Source organism: Nonomuraea sp. NPDC003709, from assembly GCF_040610775.1.
Taxonomy (GTDB): domain Bacteria; phylum Actinomycetota; class Actinomycetes; order Streptosporangiales; family Streptosporangiaceae; genus Nonomuraea; species Nonomuraea angiospora_A.
Genome location: NZ_JBEXMW010000034.1, coordinates 86,162 through 104,525, shown reverse-complemented (window position 1 = coordinate 104,525; position 18,364 = coordinate 86,162). Strand labels below are relative to the sequence as shown.

The window sequence follows — 18,364 nt, the reverse complement described above, 5'->3', positions numbered from 1 at the left end:
TTTGTTCGCTCAAGTGCAACCTGCCCGCAAAACCGCAGCTCAAGCCATGTTCAGGAAGTGCCGAGCAGCCCCGCCAGCTCGGCGAACGCGGTGGCCGCGGGGAGCGGGTCGGCCGGGAGGGCCAGCAGGATGGTGCGCTCGGAGGCCGGTTCGAGAGGGACCGCGTGGACGCCCGGGTGGTGGGCGGGCAGCGACAGCTCGGGGACGACGGTCACGCCGAGCCCCTCGGCGACCATGGCGAGGATGCTGCCGGTGTCGCGGACGCGGTAGTGGCAGCGCAGGCTCGTCCCCGCCGCCCGCGCCAGGGCCGTGATCAGCGGCTCGCAGCCGCCCGTCGACATGATGAACGGGTGCCTGGCCAACTCGGCGACCGGCACGGAAGCACGTTCGGCCAGCGCGTGACCGCTGGGCAGGACGGCCAGCATCCGGTCGGTGGCCAGCGGGCGCGTGACCAGCCCCGCCACGTCGGCGGCCATGTCAGCGGGCACGGCGCCGGCCGTGAGGGTGCCGACGTCGGCGGCCCCGGTCCGGAGCCAGTCGAGCACCTCCCCGTCCGACCCCTCGATCACGGTGAGCCGCACGCGCGGGTGCGACTCACCGTAAAGCCGCAGGATCCGCGGCAGCAGGCGCGCGTTGGCGCTGGGGATGACGCCCACGCGCAGGCTGCCGGTGTCCGCCCCGCGCGCCGCGGCCACCTCCTGCTCCAGCGCTTCGAGCTGGGTGAGGATGAGCGTGGCGCGGCGGCGGACGGCCCGCCCGGCGCTGGTCAGGCGCACCCCGTGGCTCCCCCTGACGAGCAGGGAGAGGCCGAGCTCGCTCTCCAGGCCGCGCAGGGCGTGGCTGACCGCGGATTGCGTGGTGTTGAGCTCCTCGGCCGCGCGGGTCATGTTGCCGGTACGCGCGACCGCCAGCAGGATCCTGAGCTGCGTGAACGTCATAGCGCCGCGCGCAGCAACCCCACGACCAGCGGGTGCGGCCGTCCGGGCAGCGATCTCGTCTGCGGCACGAAGAGCGTGGCCAGGTAGAACGGGTGGCCGGGCAGCTCCAGCACCCGGGCCTCGCCGCTGTCGTCCACGCCCGTCACGCGCAGGCCGCCCTCGTGCAGGGCGCTCTGGTGGGCCGGGTTGAGGCCGAAATTGCAGTAGTACTGCTCCTTCACCTCGCTCTCGCCGTACAGGGCCGCCACCGTGGAGCCCGGCGTGAGCGTGACCGGCATGGTCCGGCCCGCGAGGGAGCAGGTCAGCTCGGAAATGAACAGGTTGGACGCGTACGGGTCGTACTCGGCGTGCTGCGCGTCCTCGAACCCGAGCACGTGGCGGGCGTACTCGATCACCATGTGCTGGCTGCCGCCGCACGTCCCCAGGGTGGGCACGCCGTGCTCGCGACCGTGCCGGAGCGCGGCCAGCGCGCCGCGCAGGCTGCGGTACGGGCTCCCAGGGGCGCACCACAGCACGTCGGCGGCCCGCACGCCGGACAGGTCGGATTCGAGCGGCTCGGTGGCCAGCCAGCGGACCTCGACCGTGATTCCCAGGTGATCGGCGGCGTGGCCCAGCGCGTCGTCGGTGGCCACGTGCGGGACGAACGTCTTGTCGCGGTCCCCGACGACCGCGACCCTCAGCGAGGACTTCATGCGCCCACTATGCGGGGGCCAAGGCATGAACACCAATACTGAGCTGCGCAAACGTCATGAGTGAACGCTCATGTCAGCCGGCGGCGCGGTCAGGAGCGGCAGCATGACCTCCACGCGCGTCCCGGCCCCGGGCTCCCCGCCGACCACGCAGATCCCGCCCAGCTCCGCCGCCCGCTCGCGCATCGACCCGAGCCCCACGCCCGCGCGATGCTCCTCGGGCAGCCCCTTGCCGTCGTCGGCGATCAGCACGCGCAGCACCGACCGCTCCCGCTGCAGGACGATCCGGCAGCTGGACGCCTGGGCGTGCCGCCGGACGTTGGTGAGCGCCTCCTGGATGATCCGGTAGACCGCCACCTCGACGGCCGCGGGCAGCTCCGACAGCTCGCCCTGCACCTCGACCTCCGCCGGCGGCGCAGACTGCCCGGCCAGGTCGCCGATCGCGCGGACCAGGCCCAGGTCGTCGAGGGCGGGCGGGCGCAGGCCGTACACGAGCTCGCGGATGTCCCCCGTGACCGCGCCCATGCCCGTGTGCAGCTCCCGCAGCAGCTCGTCGGCGGCCTCCGGGGACTTCTTGAGGCTGAGCCTGGCCATGTTGATGGTCATCGCCATGGCCGAGAGCGTCTGGCCGAGCCCGTCGTGCAGGTCGCGGCGCAGGCGGCGGCGCTCCTCCTCCCTGGTCGTCAGGATGCGCTCCCTGGAACGTTGCAGGTCCGCCGCCATCCGCACCGCGTGGGCCACGTCCGCGGCGTACGGGGTGAGCGTGGCCAGCACCCGCTCGTTGTGCGCGGCGGGGAAGCGGCGCGGGCCCGGCGGGCCGACGAGCAGGCGGCCGACCCGCTCCCCGTGCCAGACCAGCGGCACCTCGCGGGGAATCGGGCCCACCCGGCCGTTCTCCACGTAGCGGGGCTCGCCGTCGGCCACCTCCACGGCCACGCCCTCGACCGCCAGGCCGTCGCGCAGCACGCTCACCACCGAGGTCAGCGCCTTGGCCGGGTCGCCGCGCCGGACCGCCTGGGTCAGGCGCTCGGCCAGCACGCCGGGGTCGCCGACGGCGCCGTACAGGAGCCGGTCCACGGCCTGCTGCAGCGCCCGCCGCAGCGGCTGGAAGAAGGCGCCCGCGAACAGCGCGGCGGCGATCCCGGCCACCTGGCCGTACCCGGACACGAGCAGGCCGGACAGCGCGCCCGCGCCGAAGTAGACGGCGCTGACCACGGCCACCACGCCGGCGGCCACGAACGCCCGGCTGATCACCGTGTCGATGCCGTAGAGCCGGTACCGCATCACCGAGAACGCCATCGCGACCGGGATGATCGCCGCCCAGCCGAACGCGATCCACGTGAGCGCGGGCACGAACGCGGCCACGACCAGGAACACGATGTAGCCGGCGAACGCCAGCAGCGGCCAGCCGATCTGCCGCCTGGTGACGGAGTCCGCGTGCCGCAACCGCACCGTCAGCGACAGCGCCGACAGCGCCATGGCGACGTAGATGCCCGTCCAGGCGATCGTCGAGACCGTCGGCGCGTACGGGGCCAGCGCGGGGATCTGCAGCGGGTTCGGGATGACCTGGGGGTACGGGTACGCCTCGACGGGCCCCGGCACGCGGAACACGGCGCGCAGGAAGTCGGCCGTGATGGAGGCCGCGCCCAGCGCCAGGGCCAGGCGCCAGCGCGGCGAGGGCAGCCGGCCGTCGGGCGAGTACAGCGGCAGCACCATCGTGAGCGTCACTCCGCATACCGCCCAGCCGAGGTGGCCCGGCAGCCGCAGGTAGCCCGCGAGGACGAGGTCGCCGCCGGCGGCGGCGTGGAACATCATCGCCTGCGCGAAGTCGCTGACGGCGGCGGCCAGGCCGCCCGCGCACATCAGCCACGCCAGGTTGAGGCGGGGCCGGTGGAAGATGAGGAACGCGCCGACCGCGGGGAACGTCAGCGCGGCGGCCGTCTGCGGGGACACCGTCCGCTCGGGCGTCCACGCCTCGGGCAGTCCGGCCCAGATCAGCAGCGCGACCACGGTGAGCGCCGGCGACACCACCGCCATGATCACGGAGGCGACTCTCACCCCCCGTCCCGGCTTCTCGTCATCGGCGACCTCGGCGAATCCCCCAGCCATCCCGCGCTCCGCCTCTCCGATCCCCGGCACGCCTCCCGTAGAAGAGGATTATGACCCCTTAATCGGGATGAATCCGTACGGCGTTTCCGGGACGTTATCCGCGGGGCCCTGCCCTGGCCCGCGATCGCCGCTGAGCCAGGGCAGGGAGCATCGGTGCTACCCGACGGTAACCGTGGCCTTGGCGGCGACCGTCGTGCCCGCCACCTGACCGTTCACCGTGAACGTGCCCGGCTGGGCGTACTTGTCAGGGCTGATCGCCTCCCAGGTGACCTCGACGGAGCCGTCCTTCGACCCGTCGTTGTACGTCGCCACGACGGTCCTGGGCAGCGAGGGAGCGACCCCGGCCCGGGTGGCGACGGCCTCCTCGGCGATCGAGGTGATCGTCACCGCCGCGGTCGTGCGGACGTACACGGTGGCCTGGGCGGGCTGGCGCACGCCCTCGGCCAGGCCGACGACCGTGAAGCTGGTGCCGCCGGTCTTGACCTGGTCGGGCGTCACCTGCTGCCAGGTGACGGCGGCCGAGCTGCGGGTGCCGTCCGCGTAGAGGGTCTCCACGGTGGCGGGCAGCTTCGGCAGCGTGCCGGCCAGGGTGGGGATGTGCACGGGGCGCACGGAGTCCGGCGGGACCTCGTACGCCTTGACCTCCAGCAGGCCGACCGACGCCCCGCCGGCCTCGAGCTGGACGCGCAGCTTCGAGGTCGTCACGGTGTCGAACGCGACCGTGTTGTAGGCGTCCGCCGCCGTCGGGTAGGAGGCTGCGCCGGTGACGTCCTCGAACGAGTCGCCGTCCCAGTACTGGATCTTCCACGAGGCGGGGACGCGCACGCCGCCGCCGTCGTCGAAGAAGTACACGTCGCTCTTGTTGACCCGCACCGCCGACGGCCATTCGAGCTGCACCCACTGCGTGCCCTGCTGCGGCCAGGTGCCCCAGCGCGGGTTGGCGCCGTCGTTGGAGCGCGGCGGGTCGATGCCGTCGTTGATCGCGGTGACCTTCTCCCACGGCGAGGTGTAGGAGGCCGTGGGCGTGGCCTTGGGCGCCACGTTCACCTGCGCGGCCTGGGGCGTCGCGGTCACGGTCACGGTCGTGGAGCTGCTCTTCTCGCCGTCCGTGGCCGTGAGCTTCAGCCGGTACGCGCCCGCCTCGGAGAACGAGACCACCGTGTCGGTGCCCGTCGGGTTGGTGAAGAACGCTTCGCCCGGCCCGTCGACCTTGGTCCACTGGGTCGTGAGCTTGCCCGACGGCAACGCGTCGTCCTTGACCACCGCGTCGAACCTGGCCTGGCCCGGGCGGCTGAACGTGGGATCGGGCACGACCACCACGGACGGCGCCTTGTTCGCGACCGGGCCGGCGCCGGCGCCCGTCAGGTACGCCTGCACCTCCTTCAGCCCCGTCGCGTAACCGGGCTGGTGCGTGACCAGCACCCGCAGCTTCTGCGTCGTGACCGCCGGGAAGCGGACCACGTTGAGGTTCGCCCGCGGGTGGGCCGGTTTCCTGGCCTGGCCCGGCACGTCCTTCCAGGTGTCGCCGTCCTGGTACTGCACCGTGTAGAAGGCGGGCTCGCGGTAGCCGCCCGCCTTGCGGTCGTTGGAGAAGTACAGCTTGACCTGGTCGACCTTCTGGGCCGAGCCGAGGTCCGCCGCCAGCCAGTCCTGAGCGTCGCCGGAGCCCTTGCTGCCCCAGTACGGCTCGTTGATCGTGAAGCCGTCCACCGCGCCGGCCGGGTCGCCGTGGGAGGCGGTGGCGGACTTGACCAGGTTCGGGCGGGTGGAGCGCAGGTCCACGCCGGCCTTCTGGAACAGGTCCTCGACGCGGTCGCCCGTCAGCTCGACCTGGGCGGGGGCCTTCATGGAGGTGGCCTTCTCGGCGTACACGACCTGACCGCCCTCGACCTTGCCCGTGGCCGGGTCCCAGACGGCGTGCGCCAGCCCCGACAGGGTGACCTTGCGCTTGCCGTCGATCAGGATCGAGTACCCCTCGGGCACCCCGGCGTAGTGCTTGGTGCCGTCGCCCGGCTTGTCCCAGACGATGGTCAGGTCACGGCCCCGGTAGTTGATGCCGTTGACGCTGAAGTGGTCCCAGCCGATGTCCACCGGCCAGAGCTCGACCTTGCCGTCCGAACGCGGGCGCAGGCCCATGACGTCCTCGATGACGGTCCAGTTGCTGCTGCCCAGGATCGTGTGGTGGATCCAGGAGCGGTAACCGATGGACTTGGTGCTCTGGTTCCAGTCGGCCCAGAACTCGTTGGCGTCGGGGTAGCGGGTGTCGCCGCCGACGTACTGCGACCAGGCGTTCCAGTACAGGAGCTGCTTGTACTGGTCGGCGGTGATGTACGGCGAGGCGTACTGCCGCAGCGCCTTGGAGAACAGCGCGAAGTTCCGGGTGGAGTTGATCTGCGAGAAGTTGTTGGAGCCGGGGTTACCGGCTGCCGCGGCCTCCGCCTTGTCCTTCTGGTTGGCGGTGTACGCCGGGAAGATCGGATATTCCGCCGGGTCGGTCCACAGGCGCAGCGCCTCCCGGTACTTCGGGTCGTCCGTCGGCACGAGCCCGGTGGCGTACGGGATGTAGTTGTTGGACTCCTTCCACGGGATCAGGTTGCCCGTCTGGAGGTCGCGGTGCTTGAACAGCTTGTTCTGCTCGTCCCAGAGCAGCGTGAGGATGCCGTTCTTGACCTTGTCGGCCACCCCGCGCATCTCGGCCGCCTTGGCGAGGTCGCCGGTCAGCTCGTACGCCTGCGCCGCCGCCATCGCGTTGGCGTACACGTACGCGCCTTCGAGCCGCTCGTTCGCCCGCCCGTAGTAGTGGAACGACACCGCGTCGGCGTCGTTGCCGGTCATGTACTCCCGGTCGTACTCGATGACCCCGTTCTTGTTGGAGTCATAGGCGTCGAGCTGCCCGTACACGTCCTTCTCGGCGTAGCGGGCCAGGTTGCGCAGGATCGACGGCTGGCCGCCGTGGATCTGGTAGCTCTCCAGGGCCGAGGCCGAGATGTACTGCGTGTAGCTGTTCGACCAGTTCTCGGGGTCGCCCGGGTTGTCGGTGTACTTGGAGTTGCGCGAGACCTCGCCCGCCGACACCCACGGCCCGTACGAGTAGATCGGGTCCCGCAGGTACTTCAGGTCCTGCACGAACATCGGCACGGTCAGCACGATCGCGTTGTTGTAGCCCAGCGCCCCCTCGACCGACGTGGGGAACTGGAAGTCGTTCCCGGGGATGTCGGCGTCGAGGAAGTTGAAGCGCATGAGCCACCAGCGGTAGTACACGAACTTCTTGATGTTCTCGTCGGGCACGTCGATGTAGGGCAGGTTCTCGGCCCACCAGGCGTTGTAGTCCTGGAGCTGGCGCCGCAGCGCGTCCTGCGGCGAGCGGCCCTTGTAGCCGTCGTACTCGGCCCGCGACCCGGGCAGCTCGTCGGTGACGAAGCCCATCTGCACCTTGGTCCGCACGGTCTTGCCCGGCTCGACCGTCAGCGAGCCCTTGAGCGTGCCGTCGGAGACCTTCAGCCCGTCACCGCTGAGCCGGGGGAAGATCGTGGTCAGCTTGTTCTTGGCCCAGACGGTCCCGGTCAGCTCGCGGTCGCCGTCGGGCGTCCTGGTGTACGGCGAGGTCACGGTGATCGGCACGGAGCGCGCCGCGGACCCGGTGTTGGTGATCTCCAGCGTCGTCACGGCCACGTTCTCGTGGGTGATGAACTTCTTCACCCCGACCGACAGGCCGTCACCCGTGTACTGCCCGGTCCAGTGGCTGGGCATCTGCAGGCGCTTGGAGACGTCCTCGGCGAGCTGGGTGCCCAGCGAGACCTCGTACGCGCCGCGGTTGTCGATGCTCTCCCAATACGCCACGAACCCACCGAAGCCGATGACCGAGGGATCGTGCTCCTTCATGAACAGCGCCCGCCCGCGCGTCATCAACCACGGGCCCGCCGGATCGTCGCCGGGGCGGGCCAGCATGCGGTCGATCCAGTACGAGTCGCCGCCCTTCTCCTTCTTGTAGATCTCCTCCATCATCTTGCGGGGGTGGTACGCCACGGGTTCGGCGGGCACCGGGTCTGCGCCCGTGAACACCGGCATCCCCAGGTCGTCCTGGGCGGCGTACGAAGGTGACGCGGCAAGCGAAGCTGTGAGCGTTAACACAGCCAAGCACACCAACGGTTTACGCACTTGCCTCTCCTAGATCGGTAGCCAGACACGCATGGTCGCGGGGCCGCGGTTGCCCCACCGGTGGTAGGGCACGAGCCGGAGCCTGACGTCGGCGCCACCCGCCTGCCCGTCGGAGGCGGGCGCGTACGGCCAGCCGTTGCCGGCGCCGGCGCCCAGCGACGCCTCCACCTCCAGCTCCACCACGCCGTCCGCCTCGTGGTGCTCCACGGGCGGCTGGACCCGCGCGGTCAGGTCCCCCAGCGCCGGCTCGTCGGCCACCGACTCGGCGCAGTAGACCAGCGGCCCCCGCTCCACCGCCGCGCTCCCCCGCAGCGCGTCGATCCGCCGATCGGGCAACGTCCACCTGGGCGCCATCGGCAGCTCCAGCCGGATCTCGTCACCGGCCCGCCACGGCCCCTCGACGTAGGCGTAACCGGGATCCACCGGGCGCACCGCCGGGCTCTCCGCCAGCGGCGCCTCCGGCGAGGACGCCGGGACGTGGGCGAGCGTGGCGTCCGTGGCCCAGGCGGGGACGCGCAGCCCGATCCGGCCCTCGCCGCCCTCCAGCACCCGCACGCTCACCGAGCCGGTCCACGGGTAGCCGGTCTCCACGCGTACCGCCAGGCCGTCGTGCCGGATCTCCGACGGCGTGTGGTGGTGGATCTGGATCCCGTCCGCGGTGGTCGTGGCCACGTACGCGGCCAGCGAGGCCATCGTGCGGGCGATGTTGTTCGGGCAGCAGGACACGTCGAACCAGGGCGAGCGCAGCCCGCCCTCCGCGGCGTGGTTGACCCCCTCCAACGGCACCGCCGGCACCCGCACCTGCAGCGGGTTGGCGTAGAAGAACGACTTGCCGTCCAGCGCCACCCCCGTGGCGAGCATGTTGTACAGGGTGCGCTCGGCGAGGTCGGCGTAGCGGGCATCGCCCGTGGCCAGCAGCAGCCGGTGCGCCAGCATGACGGAGGCGATGCTCGCGCAGGTCTCGTTGTAGGCCCGGTCCGGCGGCAGCTCGTAGTCCTCGCCGTACGACTCGTCGGCATGCCTCGAGCCCATGCCGCCGGTCAGGTGGGTACGCCGGGCCACCGTGCGCTCCCACTGGGACTCGATCGCCTTCAGCAGCTCCTGGTCGCCGGTCTCGACCGCCACGTCCACCACGCCGGAGGCGAGATAGAGCGCGCGCACCGCGTGCCCGCGGAACACCTGGGCCTGCCTGACCGGGATGTCGTCCTGGTAGTAGATGCGGCCGAAGGGGATGTCGGCGAGCGCGGGCAGGCCGCGGCGCTCGACGAAGCGGCGGGCCATCTCCAGATAGCGCTCGGTGCCGGTCACGCGGTAGAGCTCGACGAGGGCCATCTCGATCACCGGGTGGCCGCAGGTCTGGGTGCCCTCCATGAAGCGGCGGCACACGTGGTCGGCGGCCTTGATCACGACCCGGGTGAGCTGGTCCTCGCCGTGCATGCGCAGGCGGGCGACCCCGGCCTGGATCAGGTGCCCGTAGCAGTAGAGCTCGTGGCCCCACTCGAAGTCGGTGTAGCGGCTGCCGGACCAGCGGGTGTTGATGTAGCCGTCGCCCTCCTGGGCCTGGGCCACGATCGCGGCCAGCTCGGGCAGCGCCGGGTGGTCGGCCCAGGCCATGGCCTCCAGCAGCTTGTAGATCTCGGAGTCGCTGAACTCCCGCCCCCGGCGGGGCCGCTCGCCCCGGAAGTTGCCGATCCAGCCTTCTCGCTCTTCCCATTCCTGGCAGTGGGCGATCGTGACCTCGCGGTTGAGCGCGGCCCGGTCGCCCCAGAAGCCGGGGAGCAGCCGTACCGCGTCGAGGCCGAGGGGGGACAGGGCGCCCGATGAGGGCAGGACAGGGTTAGCCACGCAGAGCTCCTGACATGAATCCGCGCACGTAGTGGCGCTGCAGCACGATGAAGAGGATGAGACAGGGGAAGGCCATGACCATGACGCCGGCCTGGAGCATGCCGTAGTCGATGGCGCCGAACGTCTGCTGCGTCATGCTGACCACGGCCACCGGCAGGGTGAACGACGCGCCGTCGTTGAGCAGGATGAGCGGCGCGAAGAAGTCGTTCCACGACGCCAGGAAGGCGAACAGGCCCACCGTGATCAGCGCGGGCCGCACGGCGTGCAGCAGGATCCTGGCGAACGCCCTGAACGTGCCGCAGCCGTCCACCAGCGCGGCCTCCTCCAGCTCGCGCGGCAGCGCCTCGAACGCGTTGCGCATCATGAACAGCGCGAACGGCAGCTGGAACATGACGAACACCAGCGAGAGCCCGACCAGGGAGTTCTGCAGGCCGAGGTAGCCGAGCAGCACGTAGAGCGGGATCAGGATCGTCGCGTACGGCACCATGAGGATCGCCAGCGTGGCCAGGAACAGCAGGTTCTTGCCGGGGAAGTCGAAACGGGCGAAACCGTAGCCGCCGAGCGCGGAGACGACCAGCGTGCCCGCCACCGTCATCACCGAGACGAGCACGCTGTTGGTCGCGTACGTGCCGAGCCCCTCGCCGAAGCGGGCCATCTCCAGGTAGTTGCCCGGCTCCTCGAACGAGGCGTAGCCGCTCCACACCAGGGGAAACAGGAACAGCACCGCCAGGGCGGACAGCGTGAGGTAACGGCTCATCGCAGCCTCCGCATCATCAGCGTGTTGAGCCCGACGAGGGCGACCAGCAGGACGACCGAGAGCGCCGCCGCGCCGCCGAGGTCGAAGCGGAAGAACGCGTCGCGGTAGACGACCATGACCATCGAGACCGTGCTGTTGTCGGGGCCGCCGTTGGTGAAGACGAAGAACTGGTCGAAGGCCAGCAGCGAGCCGGTGACGCTGAGGATCAGCATCAGCGCCAGCGTCGGGCGCAGCAGCGGGAGCGTGATCTTGGTGAAGATCTGCCAGCGGTTGGCGCCGTCGCTCCTCGCGGCCTCGTACACCTCGGTCGGGATGGCCTGCAGGCCGGTCAGCAGGATGAGCATGTTGAACCCGGCGAAGCGCCACAGCACCAGGGTGATCGTGGAGAACAGCGCCATGTTCGGCGTGCCGATCCACTTGACCGGCTCGCTGGTGATGTGCAGCGCCTGGAGCAGGGGGTCGATGGGGCCGAAGTCGTTGTTCAGCATCCCGTAGAAGAGCAGACCGGCGGCGGCGAAACCCACGGCGCCGGGCAGGAAGAACGCGGTCCTGAAGAAGCCGATGCCCGGCTTGCGGTCCTGCACCAGCATGGCGAGTCCGAGCGCCACGGCCGACAGCAGGACGGTCGTGATGGCCGTGTACTTGAGCGTGAAGAGGATCGCGTCGATGAAGAGCGGGTTGTCGCCGATCTTGAGGTAGTTGTCGGGGGCGTTGAACGTGGCCTGACCGAGCAGGGGCCAGCGGTTCAGTGACATCCAGACGACCAGCACGAGGGGCGCGATGAAGAGCACGCCCACGATGACGGCCGTCGGAGCCGTGTACAGCCAGCCCTGTACCTTCCTGCTCCGCCACCGGGCGGAAGGCGCGGAGTGCGCCGCCCGCCGCCCGGTTCGGTTCATCGTCAGAGTCATTGTTGAAGTGACTTCGTGATCTCGGCGTTGAGCTGCGGGAGCTTCGAGGCGTCACCGAACACGGCCTCGCGCGCGTAGCGCAGCCACGGACCCTGCGGGTCGTTGAAGGTCTGGCCGAAGCGCAGCGCGTACGGCGTCTGGCCCTTGGCCACCAGCGAGTTGATCAGCACCACGCGCGGGTCCTCAGCGGAGTACTTGTTGCTGGCCAGGTCGGTACGCGCGAGCACGTCCTTGTTCTTGGCCATGACCTCGACCTGGGCGTCGTCGGAGACCGTCCAGGACAGGAAGTCCCAGGCCGCGTCCGGGTTCTTGGACGTGGCGGAGATGCCGACGGAGTCGCCGCCCACGAACGTGGACTCGCCGCCGTCGGGCCCGGCGATCGGGGCGACGCCGATCTTCATGTCCTTGGGCATGAGACCGAGCGTGGTGGAGGGCATCGGCATGACGCCGATCTCGCCCTTGGGGAAGAAACCGGTCCAGGTCGGGCCCTGCTCCTCCTTGGCGGACGGCCCGGTGACCTTCTTGTCGTACAGGTCGCGCCAGATCTTGAACACGTCGGTCATCGCGGCCTGGTCGTTGAGCGACTGGGTGCCCTCGGCGTTCATGACCTGGCCGCCGCCGGCCCAGACGGAGGGCCAGAATGTGAAGACGTAGCAGCCGCCGCAGTTGCCGCCGAAGAAGGTGCCATGGACCTTGCCGTCCTTGCCGAGCTTCTCCTGGATCGTGGTCGCCTGCTGGGCGAACTCCTTCAGCGACTTCGGCCCCTGCTCCGGGTCGAGCCCGGCCTTCTGGTAGAGGTCCTTGTTCCAGAACCAGACCGACAGGTCGAGCGTGTGCGGGAGCGTGTACATCTTCCCGTCGAGCGTTCCGAGCTTCATGTGAGAGGGGGCCAGGCCGTCCTTGAACGGCAGCTTCGCGACCCTGTCCGTGATGTCCATGAACAGACCCTGAGAGGTGTAGTTCGGGACGAAGATGACGTCGGCCGCGAACACGTCGGGGAGCTGCTTGGCACCGGCCGCCGCGGCGATGCGCGGCTGGTAGTTGTCGGTCGGGATGACGGTGAGCTTGACCTGAATGTTCTTGTGACTGCTGTTGTAGGCCTTGACCAGCCGCTCGCTCTGCGTCTGGGTGGCCGCACGGGTCCACATGGTGATCGTCACGGGACTCTCCGCCGACGGCGTGCTGCCCCCACCACCACCGCCGCCGCTGCCGCAGGCCGCCGCTGTGAGCGCTAACACACCGAGGAGGGAGATCCCGGCCAGCCTTCGTCTCATGTTGTGCTCCTGGACTTAAAGGTTTTCGGAAACGTAGAAGAAACAAGAGTCCATGTCAATGGGTGCTAGGGTTCTATGCAGTTCACAGGTGACGAAAAGGGTTTCGAAACATGGCGAGTAAGCGGGCGACCATCTCCGATGTGGCCTCGCTGGCGGGGGTCTCGATCGCCACGGCGTCCAAAGCACTCAACGGGCGCCAGGACGTGCGGGCCGCGACGCGCGAGCGGGTGCTCGCCGCCGCGGCGGAGCTCTCCTTCCAGCCGAACGCCCTGGCCAGGGGGCTGATCTCAGGACAGACGCGCACGGTCGGCCTGCTGACCTCCGACAGCGTCGGCCGGTTCGGCATTCCGGTGCTCCTCGGGGCGGAGGACGCGTTCGGGGCCGGCGAGATGGCCGTGCTGCTCTGCGACGCGCGCGGCGACGCGATCAGGGAGCAGCACCACGTACGGGCGCTGCTGTCGCGCCGGGTGGACGGGCTGATCGTGGTGGGCGAGAGCACGAGCCCGCGGCCGTCGGTGAGCAAGGACCTGCCGGTGCCGGTCGTGTACGCCTACGGCCCCTCGGACGACCCGTCGGACGTGTCCTTCGTGCCGGACGACGTCGGCGCGGCCGCCATGGCCGTCAACCACCTGCTGGCGATGGGCCGGCGCAGGATCGCGCACATCACGGGGCCCACGCACTACAAGGCGTCCCGCGACCGCGAGGAGGGCCTGCGCCAGGCGCTCGCGCAGGCAGGGCTGCCGCAGGCGGGGCAGACGCTGTCGGGCCCGTGGTCGCAGCGGTGGGGGCGGCACGCGGCCGAGATGCTGCTGATGGCCGAGCCGGAGGTCGACGCGGTGTTCTGCGGCAGCGACCAGATCGCGGCCGGCTTCGTGGAGACGGCCAGGGAACGCGGGCGGCGGGTGCCGGAGGACATCGCGGTGGTCGGCTACGACAACTGGGAGGTGCTGTCCACGGAGACCCGGCCCGCCCTGACCACCGTGGACATGAACCTGGAGCAGCTGGGGCGCACCGCGGCCCAGCACCTGTTCGCCGCCATCGACGGGAAGGCGACGCCCGGGGTGCACAAGATGCCCTGCCAGCTCGTGATCCGCGACTCCACCTCCCCGCCGGGCGTCTCCTGAGGCGGGCCCGTCAGGGGCAGCGGACGATCATGCCCGCGTACGACAGGTTCCCCCCGAACCCGAACAGCAGCATCGGCGCCCCGCGCCGGACCTCACCCCGCTCCAGCAGCTTCGACAGCGCCAGCGGCACGCTCGCGGCCGAGGTGTTGCCCGACTCCACCACGTCGCGCGCCACGATCGCGTTGACCGCGCCGAGCTTGGCCGCGACGGGCTCGATGATGCGCAGGTTCGCCTGGTGGAAGACCACCGCCGCCAGGTCCTCCGGCCGTACGCCGCCGCGCTCGCACGCCTTTCTGGCGATGTCGGGGAGCTGGGTGGTGGCCCAGCGGTAGACGGTCTGGCCGTCCTGGGAGAAGCGGGTCGGGGTGCCCTCGATGCGTACGGCGGTGCCCAGCTCCGGCGCGGAGCCCCACACCACGGGACCGATCTCGGCCTCCGGGGCCGCGCTGATCACGGCCGCCCCAGCGCCGTCGCCGGTCAGCACGCACGTGGTCCGGTCGGTCCAGTCGGTGACGGCCGTCATCTTGTCCGCCCCCACGACCAGGGCGTTCGTGGCCGCGCCGACGCGGATGGCGTGGTCGGCGAGGGCCAGGGCGTGGGTGAAGCCGGAGCACGACACGCCGACGTCCATCAGCCCCGCGCCGGGCACGCCGAGCCGGGCGGCGACGCGGGAGGCGATGTTCGGGGCGCGCTCGGTCTGGGTGCAGGTGGCGATCAGGAGGAGGTCGATGTCGGCGGCATCCAGGCCGCTCGCCGACAGGGCTTTCGCGGCGGCGTGCCGGGCCAGGTCGGTCACGGTCTCGTCGGGCTCGGCCACATGCCGGGTACGGATGCCTACCCGCTTGGTAATCCACTCGTCGCTGGTGTCCACCATGGCAGCCAGCTCATCATTTGTCATGATTTTTGCTGGTTGATAGTGACCTGTGGCGACAAGTCGTGATCCTGTCATGAGGCGGACTATAGCAACCGACCGTTCGGACGCTAAGCTGACCCGCATGAGTCCCCGCAGATCCGTCGCCGAGGCCCTCGGCACGCGTGCGGCCATCCTGGAGCGCTCGGTCGCCATCGCCTCCGCGGAGGGGCTCGAAGGGCTGACCATCGGCCGCCTCGCCGGCGAGCTGGGCATGAGCAAGTCAGGAGTGCTCGGGCACTTCGGTTCCAAGGAGGCGCTGCAGCTCGCCGTCCTCGACCGGGCCGGGGAGATCTTCCGCGCCGAGGTCTGGGAGCCCGCCCGGCCCGCCGCACCCGGGCTGACCCGCCTGCGGGTGCTGTGCGAGGCGTGGATCTCGTACCTGGAGCGCGGGGTCTTCCCCGGCGGGTGCTTCTTCGTGGCCGCGGCCCACGAGTTCGACGGCCGGCCGGGGCCGGTGCGGGACGCGGTGAAGGCCAGGTTCGACGCCTGGCGCGGGCGGCTGCGCAAGGAGGCCGGGCGCGCGGCGGACGCGGGCGAGCTGCCCGCGGGGACGGATCCGGATCAGCTCGCGTTCGAGCTGCTCGGCGCGGTCATGGCCCTGAACCACGCCCTCCAGCTCCACCACGACCCGGCGGCCCCCTCCCGAGCCCGCCGCGCCATCCAGACCCGCCTCACCACCTGACCTCTGGCGCGCTCGGCTCCCACCGGTCCCAGGGCATGCGAAAGCTCGGGCGCGGCGGATGCGGCGCCCGAGCCCGGGTTCCAGGCGTCAGTCGTCGGTCGACAGTTGTTCGAAGAGGGCCAGGGCCGCCTCCCGGACCTCTTCCGGGGAGACCCCGTCCAGCGTCTTCCTGGCATCGGTGATGTCACGAGTGGTGGCGAGCGTGATGGCCACGGACGACGCTGCGGCGTGGTCGATCGATCCCGTCGGGGCGGCGTCTGCCAGTTCCTGGGCGCTCGCGGCGAGGTCGAGGTTGTCTCTCAACGGATCTCCTCGGATGAAGACGGCTCGGCCCATTGCATCATTTGGCATCATGCCGCATCCACCATTCGGTGAATTCACGACACCGGCCATCGGGCACAAACCTGATCACCCATAGATTACTGTACGTTTTGTCGGGATATGTCGTGACCCCCTGGATAACACTGACGTCGTCGGCAACGTTCACCGGATGCCACTCGAACTCGGTCTCACCAGGCTTGTCCTGCCGCCCGAGCCACTGCGAGACGATCTCGTCCCGCCCCTGCCACGGAGAGCTGTACGGCTCGGTGTAGTAGACGGCGTCCTCGGTGAACAACGCGGCGATGTCGTCGGGGTCATTGGAGTTCCAAGCACGTACGTACCCCTCGATCCATGGGCCCGGCTCGACCATTGTGTTACCCCCTCAGCGGGTCATATCGCCCGCCTACCCGCCTGACCAGCCGTTAAGCCCCGATCATGGGCACTACGCTTGGTCACGGTCTCATCTCGTTTAGGTATAGGGGTACTCAGGCGCTCTTCCGCGTACTCCGTCAGGGTTGGAGCCGGGGGGAGTTCATGGCGGCTCCGGGCTGTGCCGCGGAGGAGGGGACGGCACGTGCCGCGGGTCGGGACACGGCGGTCTGCCAGCCGCCCGCCCCGCCCGCGGCACGCGCCGAGGCCGCCGCTACACGGAGTGAGCGGGACCGGTGCTGCCGCGCGGCGTGAGCACGGCCGCCTGGTCCTCGTACGGGGGCACGGTCTCGCCCGCGATCAGCGCGAGCAGCCGCTGGGCGGCGTGCGCCCCGTACGCGGGGATGTCGCGGGTGAGCGCGGTCAGCGGCGGCCGGACGACCTGGGACAGCGGCGAGTCGTCCCAGGCCACGATGGACAGGTCGCGCGGCACCTCGACCCGCATCTCCTGGGCCACGGACATGCCCGCCACGGCCATGATGTCGTTGTCGTAGATGATCGCCGTGGGCCGGTTGGGCGAACTGAGCAGCCGCCGGGTGGCCCTGGCGCCCTCCTCGCCGGTGTAGTCGGTGTGCACGGTCACGTGCTCGGCCACGCCCTCGCACGCCTGCTCGAACGCCTGGTCGCGGACGGTCGTGTGGACCAGCTCCGGCAGCCCTGCCACCCGCGCGACCCGGCGGTGGCCCAGCGCCACCAGGTAGCCGACGGTCTCGCGCACGGCCTCGCCGTCGTCCGACCAGACCGCCGACAGCGAGCCCGACTCGGTGGGATGTCCGATGACGACGACCGGCATCCCCAGCCGCTCCAGCTCGACCACTCTGGAGTCCGAATAGTGCAGGTCGACCAGGAACACGCCGTCGATGCGGCTCTCGCCCCACCAACGCCGGTAGACCTCGCTCTCCTGCTCATGGCTCGTGACGACCTGGAGCAGCAGCGCGTACGAGCGGTCTGCGAGCACGCCCTCGATGCCGCTGATCAGCTCCATGAAGAACGGCTCCACGCCCAGGATGCGGGCGGGACGGCAGAGCGCGAGGCCCACGCAGTTGGCCCTGGCGCCGTTGAGCGCTCGCGCCGCGCTGTTGGGCCGCCAGCCGATCTCCTCGGCGATGGCGACGATCCTGGCCCGCGTCGCGTCCGATACGCCCGGTTGCCCGTTGAGCGCATAGGAGACCGCCACTTTGGACACTCCCGCCCGGCCGGCGATGTCGGCGATCGTGGGTCGCTTCACGGACTCCCTCTCTGAACCGGATAACCCTCATACTCTAGGCCACCCCATTCGGTAAGGGAATTAACCGCTTAAGCCACGTGCCAGGGTTTGGCGTCCTCGGTCTCCTTGGCGGCCCCGGCCACGCGCAGCGCGTACGTCGGCGGCTCCGCCCCCGGCACCGGCCCCAGGTACGTGTGCCCGGTCAGATGACACCAGGCAGGCAGGTCGACGGGCGCGGCGGGATCGGTGGCGATGAGATGGATCACCGCTCCGGGACCGGCCTGGCGCACGTGACCGCGCAGTTCGATGAGCAGTTGCACGCAGAGCTTGCCGCTGCCGTCCACCACGAGATCAGGCATGAGTACAAGGAAACCACCGCCCGGACCCCGGACCATCACGAACCCCGCAGGTGGCCCACGAGCTTCTCGACCTCCCGCGCATAGTGCTCGGCGAACTCTGGCGACGCCGGATCCCGCCCCCACACCGCCTGGACGAGCTGTGGGAACGCGATGCCGGCCGCCGCCATCGAGAACAGCGCCACCAGCACCGCCGCCGGGTCGAGGTCCGCGGGGAACTCCCCGTCCCGCTGGCGCTCGCGCAGGAGCTCCAGATCCCGGCGTACGTCCTCGACGAAGGAAGGATCGGGCGGCCCGTCGTCGGTGAGGCTCCGCCAGAGCATCAGCCGGCCGTAGTCGCGGCGGGCGGCGTTGGCCCGCACGTATTCGGCGGCGAGCGTGCCGAGCGAGGCCGACCGGTCGGCGAACCCGCTCTCCTCGGCCTGCCAGCGCGCGGTCAGGGCCTCGTAGAGGCCCTCCTTTCCGCCGAAATAGTACGAGATCAGCTGCTTGTTCACCCCGGCCCTGGTGGCGATCTCGCTGACACGCGCCCCCGCGAACCCCTTCGCCGCGAACTCCTCCAGCGCCGCCTGAAGGATGCGGGCCTTCGTGCGCTCGGGGTCGCGCTGTTTCTCTTCGGGCGCTCGTCTCATGGTCCGCACTCTATCATCC

General features: G+C 70.4%; 16 protein-coding genes. 2 read left to right on the top strand and 14 right to left on the bottom strand.

The window, feature by feature from the left end; translation table 11 throughout:
• Nucleotides 1–50 precede the first annotated feature (50 nt).
• From ABZX61_RS57740 to ABZX61_RS57705, 8 genes are all read right to left on the bottom strand, one after another.
• Nucleotides 51–938 carry a LysR substrate-binding domain-containing protein gene (locus tag ABZX61_RS57740; protein WP_355209682.1) on the bottom strand — a complete coding sequence of 296 codons (888 nt, stop codon included), beginning with the start codon at nt 936–938 and terminating at the stop codon, nt 51–53.
• Nucleotides 935–1,630 carry a hypothetical protein gene (locus ABZX61_RS57735; protein ID WP_355209679.1) on the bottom strand — a complete coding sequence of 232 codons (696 nt, stop codon included), beginning with the start codon at nt 1,628–1,630 and terminating at the stop codon, nt 935–937. The genes ABZX61_RS57740 and ABZX61_RS57735 overlap by 4 nt, the downstream gene beginning before the upstream one ends.
• 54 nt (nt 1,631–1,684) lie before the next feature.
• On the bottom strand, nt 1,685–3,736 hold the full coding sequence (locus ABZX61_RS57730; RefSeq protein ID WP_355209676.1) for a sensor histidine kinase: 2,052 nt from the start codon (nt 3,734–3,736) through the stop codon (nt 1,685–1,687).
• 156 nt (nt 3,737–3,892) lie between these two features.
• The gene (locus ABZX61_RS57725; protein WP_355209673.1) at nt 3,893–7,804 is read right to left on the bottom strand and encodes an Ig-like domain-containing protein; all 3,912 of its coding nucleotides are present in this window, start codon (nt 7,802–7,804) and stop codon (nt 3,893–3,895) included.
• Between the two features lie 99 nt (nt 7,805–7,903).
• Complete coding sequence (locus tag ABZX61_RS57720; protein ID WP_355209670.1) at nt 7,904–9,739, bottom strand: beta-L-arabinofuranosidase domain-containing protein; 1,836 nt, start codon at nt 9,737–9,739, stop codon at nt 7,904–7,906.
• Nucleotides 9,732–10,496 (bottom strand): carbohydrate ABC transporter permease, encoded by a 765-nt coding sequence (locus tag ABZX61_RS57715; protein ID WP_350738313.1) that lies wholly within the window; start codon nt 10,494–10,496, stop codon nt 9,732–9,734. Before ABZX61_RS57715 ends, ABZX61_RS57720 begins: the two co-directional genes overlap by 8 nt.
• Nucleotides 10,493–11,395, bottom strand: a complete 903-nt coding sequence (locus tag ABZX61_RS57710) for a sugar ABC transporter permease (protein ID WP_350738316.1) — start codon at nt 11,393–11,395, stop codon at nt 10,493–10,495. Before ABZX61_RS57710 ends, ABZX61_RS57715 begins: the two co-directional genes overlap by 4 nt.
• An 8-nt stretch (nt 11,396–11,403) precedes the next feature.
• Nucleotides 11,404–12,681 (bottom strand): sugar ABC transporter substrate-binding protein, encoded by a 1,278-nt coding sequence (locus ABZX61_RS57705; RefSeq protein ID WP_355209665.1) that lies wholly within the window; start codon nt 12,679–12,681, stop codon nt 11,404–11,406.
• A 110-nt stretch (nt 12,682–12,791) separates the two neighbouring features.
• On the opposite strand from ABZX61_RS57705, the gene ABZX61_RS57700 reads away from it, so the two are divergent.
• Nucleotides 12,792–13,805 (top strand): LacI family DNA-binding transcriptional regulator, encoded by a 1,014-nt coding sequence (locus tag ABZX61_RS57700; protein ID WP_350738322.1) that lies wholly within the window; start codon nt 12,792–12,794, stop codon nt 13,803–13,805.
• 10 nt (nt 13,806–13,815) lie between these two features.
• Here ABZX61_RS57700 and ABZX61_RS57695 read toward each other — a convergent pair whose 3' ends face one another.
• A complete protein-coding gene (locus tag ABZX61_RS57695) occupies nt 13,816–14,754 on the bottom strand; it encodes a beta-ketoacyl-ACP synthase III (protein ID WP_355209662.1) in 939 nt (312 codons plus the stop codon).
• Between the two features lie 46 nt (nt 14,755–14,800).
• On the opposite strand from ABZX61_RS57695, the gene ABZX61_RS57690 reads away from it, so the two are divergent.
• Nucleotides 14,801–15,400 (top strand): TetR/AcrR family transcriptional regulator, encoded by a 600-nt coding sequence (locus ABZX61_RS57690; protein WP_355209659.1) that lies wholly within the window; start codon nt 14,801–14,803, stop codon nt 15,398–15,400.
• Between the two features lie 87 nt (nt 15,401–15,487).
• Here ABZX61_RS57690 and ABZX61_RS57685 read toward each other — a convergent pair whose 3' ends face one another.
• From ABZX61_RS57685 to ABZX61_RS57665, 5 genes are all read right to left on the bottom strand, one after another.
• Complete coding sequence (locus tag ABZX61_RS57685; RefSeq protein WP_319707265.1) at nt 15,488–15,703, bottom strand: hypothetical protein; 216 nt, start codon at nt 15,701–15,703, stop codon at nt 15,488–15,490.
• A 37-nt stretch (nt 15,704–15,740) separates the two neighbouring features.
• Nucleotides 15,741–16,091: a nuclear transport factor 2 family protein gene (locus ABZX61_RS57680; protein WP_355209656.1), complete on the bottom strand. Its 351-nt coding sequence runs from the start codon at nt 16,089–16,091 to the stop codon at nt 15,741–15,743.
• 273 nt (nt 16,092–16,364) lie between these two features.
• Entirely contained in the window at nt 16,365–17,378 is a 1,014-nt protein-coding gene (locus ABZX61_RS57675; RefSeq protein WP_355209653.1) for a LacI family DNA-binding transcriptional regulator, read from the bottom strand.
• A gap of 68 nt (nt 17,379–17,446) precedes the next feature.
• The gene (locus tag ABZX61_RS57670; protein WP_319707263.1) at nt 17,447–17,716 is read right to left on the bottom strand and encodes a sulfurtransferase TusA family protein; all 270 of its coding nucleotides are present in this window, start codon (nt 17,714–17,716) and stop codon (nt 17,447–17,449) included.
• A 35-nt stretch (nt 17,717–17,751) separates the two neighbouring features.
• Complete coding sequence (locus tag ABZX61_RS57665; protein WP_355209650.1) at nt 17,752–18,345, bottom strand: TetR family transcriptional regulator; 594 nt, start codon at nt 18,343–18,345, stop codon at nt 17,752–17,754.
• Nucleotides 18,346–18,364 lie beyond the last annotated feature (19 nt).

Excerpts from the sequence above, each read along its gene's own strand:
- ABZX61_RS57735 (WP_355209679.1), bottom strand. The coding sequence starts at position 1,630 with ATGAAGTCCTCGCTGAGGGTCGCGGTCGTCGGGGACCGCGACAAGACG.
- ABZX61_RS57705 (WP_355209665.1), bottom strand. The coding sequence starts at position 12,681 with ATGAGACGAAGGCTGGCCGGGATCTCCCTCCTCGGTGTGTTAGCGCTC.
- ABZX61_RS57695 (WP_355209662.1), bottom strand. The coding sequence starts at position 14,754 with ATGACAGGATCACGACTTGTCGCCACAGGTCACTATCAACCAGCAAAA.
- ABZX61_RS57670 (WP_319707263.1), bottom strand. The coding sequence starts at position 17,716 with ATGCCTGATCTCGTGGTGGACGGCAGCGGCAAGCTCTGCGTGCAACTG.
- ABZX61_RS57690 (WP_355209659.1), top strand. The coding sequence starts at position 14,801 with ATGAGTCCCCGCAGATCCGTCGCCGAGGCCCTCGGCACGCGTGCGGCC.
- ABZX61_RS57715 (WP_350738313.1), bottom strand. The coding sequence starts at position 10,496 with ATGAGCCGTTACCTCACGCTGTCCGCCCTGGCGGTGCTGTTCCTGTTT.
- ABZX61_RS57725 (WP_355209673.1), bottom strand. The coding sequence starts at position 7,804 with ATGCCGGTGTTCACGGGCGCAGACCCGGTGCCCGCCGAACCCGTGGCG.
- ABZX61_RS57710 (WP_350738316.1), bottom strand. The coding sequence starts at position 11,395 with ATGAACCGAACCGGGCGGCGGGCGGCGCACTCCGCGCCTTCCGCCCGG.
- ABZX61_RS57680 (WP_355209656.1), bottom strand. The coding sequence starts at position 16,091 with ATGGTCGAGCCGGGCCCATGGATCGAGGGGTACGTACGTGCTTGGAAC.
- ABZX61_RS57740 (WP_355209682.1), bottom strand. The coding sequence starts at position 938 with ATGACGTTCACGCAGCTCAGGATCCTGCTGGCGGTCGCGCGTACCGGC.
- ABZX61_RS57700 (WP_350738322.1), top strand. The coding sequence starts at position 12,792 with ATGGCGAGTAAGCGGGCGACCATCTCCGATGTGGCCTCGCTGGCGGGG.
- ABZX61_RS57730 (WP_355209676.1), bottom strand. The coding sequence starts at position 3,736 with ATGGCTGGGGGATTCGCCGAGGTCGCCGATGACGAGAAGCCGGGACGG.
- ABZX61_RS57665 (WP_355209650.1), bottom strand. The coding sequence starts at position 18,345 with ATGAGACGAGCGCCCGAAGAGAAACAGCGCGACCCCGAGCGCACGAAG.